This is a genomic window from Cyclobacterium roseum, from assembly GCF_010119225.1.
GTDB classification, from domain to species: domain Bacteria; phylum Bacteroidota; class Bacteroidia; order Cytophagales; family Cyclobacteriaceae; genus Cyclobacterium; species Cyclobacterium roseum.
Map to the genome: position 1 here is coordinate 210,384 of NZ_WNKF01000011.1, position 6,485 is coordinate 216,868.

Below are 6,485 nucleotides of genomic sequence, written 5' to 3' on the forward strand. Positions count from 1 at the left end.
TAGGTGTAGTTAAAGGCGATCCACAATATCGTAGAGTTTCTCGGCCGTGATGGGCTTAAATATAAAATCAGAAACCTCACTGTTGGATTTTGCCCGGGCTACGTCGTCCGGGGAAATAGAGGAGGAGCAGATGTAAATGGTGATGGTTTTTTTAGGGTCCAGTTTTAACTTGCTAAACTCCTGCAAAAACTGCCAACCATCCATGATCGGCATGCTTAGATCCAAAAAGATTACTTCTGGTAATTCATCCTGATTGTCGAGGTTATTCTTAATAAAATTCAATGCCTCCAATCCATTTTCAAATACCCTGATGTGGTCTACCAAATTGGTCTTATTCAAGGTTTTTCGGGTTAGGTAAATAAATACCTCATCGTCATCAATCAGGGTTAGGTTTTTTATACTGCTCATACTTCTGCATTTAAAATTTTTACAAAAAATGTACTCCCTTTATCGGGTTGGCTTTCCACCCAAATTTCTCCTCCCATGGCCTCAACCTGCGTTTTGATCATAAAAAGACCAAAACCTTTGGCATCGGGATGCTTATGAAATGTCTTGCGGATTTTAAAAAGGTGCTGCCTGTGAAGGTCCAGGTCAATACCCATGCCGTTGTCAACGAAAGATAATAAGGTTGCTCCGGATACCGGAGTAGATTCAATGAATATTTCCGGATCTCGTTTGGGGGATTTGTATTTTAAGGCGTTGCTTATCAGGTTAGCAAAAATACTTTCCAGGTATTTTTGAGGAAAAAAGACCCATGGTGCTTTACTGAAATCGGCCCTTATATTCGCCTGATAGTTTTTAATTTGTGTTTCAAAACCAACAACTGTTTTTTCCAGGCAATGGTCCAGGTATTGCTTATCAGCGGTAATACCCGTGTCCTGTTTTACCTGAATGGACTCTACCAGTTCGTTAAAGACTTCCATCAGGTGGTTTACCACCGGTTTCATCTTGGACTGAATCTCATTTTTTTCCTCTTCGGACTCGCTATTATCCATAAAGTCGATTAACATGGAAATGTTAATCAACGGTCCCCTAAGGTTATGGGAGACAATATTGCAAAAATCCACCAATTGCCTGTTTTTGGATTCCAGGACTTTGCCGTGTTCAATGGCTTGATGATTGATCTTTTTTATATGCGCTTCCCCCTTTTTCCTTTCCGTGATATCGGAGCGAATGGCTACGTATTGGTAGGGCTTACCGTCTGCTTTCAAAAAAGGCACAATGGTGGTATCCACCCAGTAGTAGGTTCCGTCTTTAGCCTTATTTTTTAGCTCTCCTTTCCATACCCTGCCATTGGCGATCGTGGTCCACAAGTCACGTATATAGGCTTTAGAGTGATATCCGGAGTTGATAATGCGGTGGTCCTTACCGATTAGTTCCTGTGCACTGTATTTTGAAATCTTACAAAAATTTTCATTTACATGCCTGATAATGCCTTTTTGATCGGTGATGGCAACGATTGCCGATACATCCAGGGCATATTTATAATCGGAAATCTCCTTTAGAGATCGGTTCAAATCCGCCTCGCCTTTTTTTCGATCGGTAATATCAAAGCGAATGGCTACGTATTGGTATGGTTTGCCCTCTTTATTAAGAAAGGGTACGATGGTGGTGTCCACCCAGTAATAGGCACCGTCTTTGGCCCTGTTTTTTATTTCACCTTTCCACACCTTGCCCTTGGCAATGTTGGTCCAAAGGTTTCGAATGAAAGATTTCGGATGATAACCTGAATTAATGAGACGGTGATCCTGACCGATAAGTTCTTTCCTGCTGTATTTTGAAATTTTGCAAAAATTATCATTCACATAGGTGATTATGCCTATTTGGTCGGTAATGGCGACGATCGCCGATTCGTCCAGGGCATACATATAATCAGCTATTTTTTCCATAGTAACCGTTTGGATGTTGGAGCTGTTTATTCCTATTTAAAAAAGGAAAAAGAGACTACCGCTGCAAAAAGCTCTGGTTATGGTTATTTTCTCCATGGAGCCCTGGCAAAATGGTTGCCCCCCTTGCATTAATTAAATGAATGAACGTAATTAAGGTTCAAATGTTATTGTTTAAGGTATGAAATAAATATTACCAGCGAAAACGACAACTACTCGGAAAAGATATAGATAAAAAAACGCGTTGCCTCTTATCTGGAAATAACACCTCAGCGTTTAAGCAGAATCCAACCCGGAGGTTTTGTTCTTCTTGAATTCCTGATAATAAGGCAATTGTGATTTAATGGTTGTTTAAAAGGTTTCGTTTTCTGTATTTTTGATGAGCTTGGTTGCGCTTATAAATGCATATTTACTTCACGATACTTTAATTGTAAGAGGTATTCCCTACCCAAATTGGCATCTGTAGAAATTTTTTCCCTTTAGCCCAATCACATTATAATGAGGTCCCATATACCTCCCCAGGAAATAAGCTCCTATTCGACTCCGAAGCCTGTAGGGCTTCAACAATAATAACCCCGGGCGAAACCCGGGGTTTATAAGCCAATCTATCCTTCCATCAACCCCGAAGTGGGTTGAATATTTCGAAAAAGAATTTTATTTCGTAACTTACTTAGAACGCTAAGTCCTTGATCTAATGAGCAGTTATAAACAAATACTCTACCATTCAGTATTAGGAACAAAAAACAGAAACGCAACAATTCCCAATACGCACTGCGAAGAACTATACCGCTACATTGGGGGTATCGTTAAAAATAAAGGCTGTACGCTTTACCAGATAAACGGAATCGGAGATCATATTCATCTCTTAACTGATTTACACCCCACCCTGGCTTTATCCGATTTCATTAAAGATATTAAATTAGCAAGCAGCTTATGGATGAAGGAACACACGAGTTTTCCCTACTGGAACGCGTGGGGAAAGGGGTACGGCGCATTTACTTGTACATACAGAGAAAAAGACCGTATTACATCCTATATCAAGAGGCAGAAAGAACATCACAAAAAGGAATCCTTTTTAGAGGAATACAAACGATTGTTAAAAGAAAACGGTATTGAATTCGACGAACGTTATCTTTTCTTATAATACATGTTCAACCCCATCCGGGGTTGGAGGTATTTTTTTGTTAGCTTTCCGTGGGCTGCGCCCACGGTTATTGTTGTTCAGGCCCTTCAGGCCTGGGTTACCGAGAGAATCATCAGCAGCCGAAATTGGCATCTGTAGAAATAGCCCAATCACATTATAATGAGGTCCCAAATCACTTCCCAAGTAGCAAGCTCTTATTCGACTCCGAAGCCTGTAGGGCTTCAACAATAATAACCCCGGGCGAAACCCGGGGTTTATAAGCCAATCTATCCTTCCATCAACCCCGAAGTGGGTTGAACACGGTCCTGGCTACACGTTATGCCATCTTCTAATACCATTTCCCCTGCTGAGCATGGGTGGATATAATGGCTCGATTATTGGAATAGTTGTTTTAAAACGTATGTACGATAGGTTCTACCCTATCCGTGGTGGGGGTTCGTATTCGTTAGCTTTCCGAGGGCTGCACCCACGGTTATTGTTGTTCAGGCCCTTCAGGCCTGGGTTACCGAGAGAATCATCAGCAGCCGAAATTGGCATCTGTAGAAATAGCCCAATCACATTATAATGAGGTCCCAAATCACTTCCCAAGTAGCAAGCTCTTATTCGACTCCGAAGCCTGTAGGGCTTCAACAATAATAACCCCGGGCGAAACCCGGGGTTTACAAGCCAATCTATCCTTCCATCAACCCCGAAGTGGGTTGAACACCTTTTTTCCAAAAAAGCCCGGAATCAAGTACGAAGCCGTTCAAACGAACTAAATTGCCATATATTAAAATCGAACTCAGGTTTATAGGGAGTGTGAGGCGGACCTATTGGTTCATAAGCTGGTCCGCTTCTCTAAAGATTAAGCGGGTAGATCCTATCATTTGAACTACAATTAAATAAAGGTGACCCGAGATCGAGTCACCTTTGTCTGTTTACAGAATGAAAAATAACGGTTAGCTTTTCAGTTCGAAGCGATCCAGGTTCATGACCTTGTCCCAGGCAGCTACAAAATCCCGGACAAATTTTTCCTTACCATCGCTGCAACCGTACACCTCTGAAATGGCACGTAATTCTGAATTGGAGCCAAAAATAAGGTCGGCACGGGTTCCAGTCCATTTGCGTTCCCCAGTTTTTCGATCCCTACCTTCGAAAATCTTGTCCGAATCGTCCACGGCTTTCCAACTTGTTCCCATGTCCAAAAGGTTGACAAAGAAATCATTGGTAAGCACACCGGGCTGTTTGGTGAATACACCGTGTCCGGATTGATCAAAATTCGTATTGAGTACACGCATTCCACCTACCAGTGCGGTCATTTCCGGAGCGGTCAGTGTCATTAATTGCGAACGATCTACCAACATCTCTTCGGCAGCTACCTGATGTTGAGCATCCTGGTAGTTGCGGAAGCCGTCGGCGGCTGGCTCCAGAATTGCAAAAGATTCCACGTCAGTCTGTTCCTGGGTAGCATCTGTACGCCCTGGAGAAAAGGGAACCGTCACATTCTGTCCGGCATCTTTGGCTGCTTTTTCGATGGCAGCGCATCCCCCCAGGACGATCAGGTCGGCAAGAGAGACTTTTTTATTACCGCCCTGTGATCCGTTAAAGGTTTCCTGAACCCCCTTTAGCTTATCCAGTACCCTGGCAAGCTGTGTCGGGTTATTGACCTCCCAGTCTTTTTGAGGTGCCAGTTGGATTCTTGCACCATTCGCGCCGCCTCGTTTGTCCGAACCCCGGAAGGTAGAAGCGGAAGCCCACGCGGTACTGACAAGCTCCGAAACCGAAAGACCGGAATCCAGGATTCTTTTTTTCAGGTCGGCAATATCCTTGTTGTCCACCAATTCATGATCCACGGCAGGGACAGGGTCTTGCCAGATCAGGTCCTCCTGAGGTACTTCAGGGCCCAGGTACCGGGCACGAGGTCCCATGTCACGATGGGTAAGTTTAAACCAGGCCTTCGCAAAGGCATCGGCAAATTCATCCGGGTTCTCATAGAAATGGCGGGAAATTTTTTCGTATTCCGGATCCATGCGCAAGGCCAGATCGGTGGTCAACATGAACGGCGCATGACTTTTAGAAGGATCGTGCGGATCGGGCACCGTCCCGGCACCGCCACCGTCTTTTGGCCGCCATTGATTGGCACCAGCAGGGCTTTTGAATAGCTCCCACTCGTAACCGAATAGGTTTTCGAAGAAATTATTACTCCATTGGGTAGGCGTGGTCGTCCAGGCGCCTTCCAATCCACTGGTGATGGTGTTGTTTCCATTTCCGGAACCCAGGGTGGTTTTCCAGCCCAGGCCCATTTCCTCGATTCCAGCGCCTGCCGGCTCGGGGCCTACGTATTTGGTGGGGTCTCCGGCACCGTGTGTTTTTCCGAAGGTATGCCCACCGGCAATCAATGCTACGGTTTCGTAATCATTCATGGCCATCCTTCCGAACGTTTCACGAATATCCCGGGCTGCAGCTACCGGATCCGGCTTTCCATTGGGGCCTTCCGGGTTTACATAAATCAGCCCCATCTGTACGGCTCCCAGTGGATTTTCAAGCTCCCGGTCACCGCTGTACCGCTTGTCTCCCAGCCATTCGGCTTCCGAGCCCCAGTACACATCTTCCTCCGGCTCCCATATGTCTTCCCTGCCGCCGGCATATCCATACGTTTCGAGCCCCATGGATTCCAGGGCCACGTTCCCCGCCAGAATCATCAGATCTGCCCAGGAAAGCTTTCGTCCGTATTTTTGCTTGACGGGCCAGAGTAGTAGACGGGCTTTATCCAGGTTGGCATTGTCAGGCCAACTATTAAGCGGAGCAAATCGCTGCGTTCCGGTGCCACCGCCGCCACGGCCATCCGAAATCCGGTACGTACCGGCACTGTGCCAGGCCATTCGGATGATAAAAGGACCGTAATGCCCGTAATCTGCCGGCCACCAATCCTGTGAAGTGGTCAATGCTTCGTGTAAATCCTTTTTCACCTCCGCGAGGTCAAGGGAGTTAAATTCTTCCGCATAGTTAAACTGCTCTCCCATGGGATTGGAAAGGGAAGAATGCTGGCGAAGTATGTTTAACTTTAATTGGTTGGGCCACCAGTCCCGGTTTCTGGTTCCTCCACCGGCACTTTGTTTTAGGGCTCCTCCATGAAAAGGACATTTCGCCACGCTCTCATTGAAGTCTGATAGTTTTGCATTTGGGTTTGTGTTGTTTTCCATAACGACGTATAAAATTTGTTTCTTTTTTCTTCAACAAGATACCAAAATTTGTAATTATGAAAAATTAAAATCCATTGAAAAAATCTATGGGCCTTACCTGTTCTCTATGCCTGGATTGAATTGGCAAATTTTACGTACCCAAATCCCCTTAAAAAGGGGGATTTGCTGAAATGCTTTTTTAAAGCGGAATTGGAGCCATTGCAACGGGCTGAGATAGTTCTCCGGTAATACCGTGACCGTTAATCCATCCGTATCCAAATCCCCCTTGCCAAG

5 protein-coding genes are annotated in these 6,485 nt (G+C 45.1%); 1 reads left to right on the forward strand and 4 read right to left on the reverse strand.

Annotated features, from left to right (window positions below):
• Positions 1 to 9: 9 nt before the first annotated feature.
• A complete protein-coding gene (locus GJQ68_RS16220) occupies positions 10 to 408 on the reverse strand; it encodes a response regulator (RefSeq protein ID WP_162418354.1) in 399 nt (132 codons plus the stop codon).
• Positions 405 to 1,889 (reverse strand): PAS domain-containing sensor histidine kinase, encoded by a 1,485-nt coding sequence (locus GJQ68_RS16225; RefSeq protein ID WP_162418355.1) that lies wholly within the window; start codon positions 1,887 to 1,889, stop codon positions 405 to 407. The genes GJQ68_RS16220 and GJQ68_RS16225 overlap by 4 nt, the downstream gene beginning before the upstream one ends.
• A 691-nt stretch (positions 1,890 to 2,580) precedes the next feature.
• On the opposite strand from GJQ68_RS16225, the gene tnpA reads away from it, so the two are divergent.
• Positions 2,581 to 3,030 carry an IS200/IS605 family transposase gene (gene tnpA, locus GJQ68_RS16230; RefSeq protein WP_162418356.1) on the forward strand — a complete coding sequence of 150 codons (450 nt, stop codon included), beginning with the start codon at positions 2,581 to 2,583 and terminating at the stop codon, positions 3,028 to 3,030.
• A gap of 938 nt (positions 3,031 to 3,968) precedes the next feature.
• On the opposite strand, the gene katG is transcribed toward tnpA, so the two are convergent.
• Positions 3,969 to 6,212, reverse strand: coding sequence for a catalase/peroxidase HPI (katG, locus tag GJQ68_RS16235; protein WP_162418357.1), 2,244 nt, complete (start codon positions 6,210 to 6,212; stop codon positions 3,969 to 3,971).
• Between the two features lie 93 nt (positions 6,213 to 6,305).
• Positions 6,306 to 6,485: hypothetical protein (locus GJQ68_RS23380; protein ID WP_235941613.1), on the reverse strand; the 180-nt coding region annotated here is incomplete at its 5' end.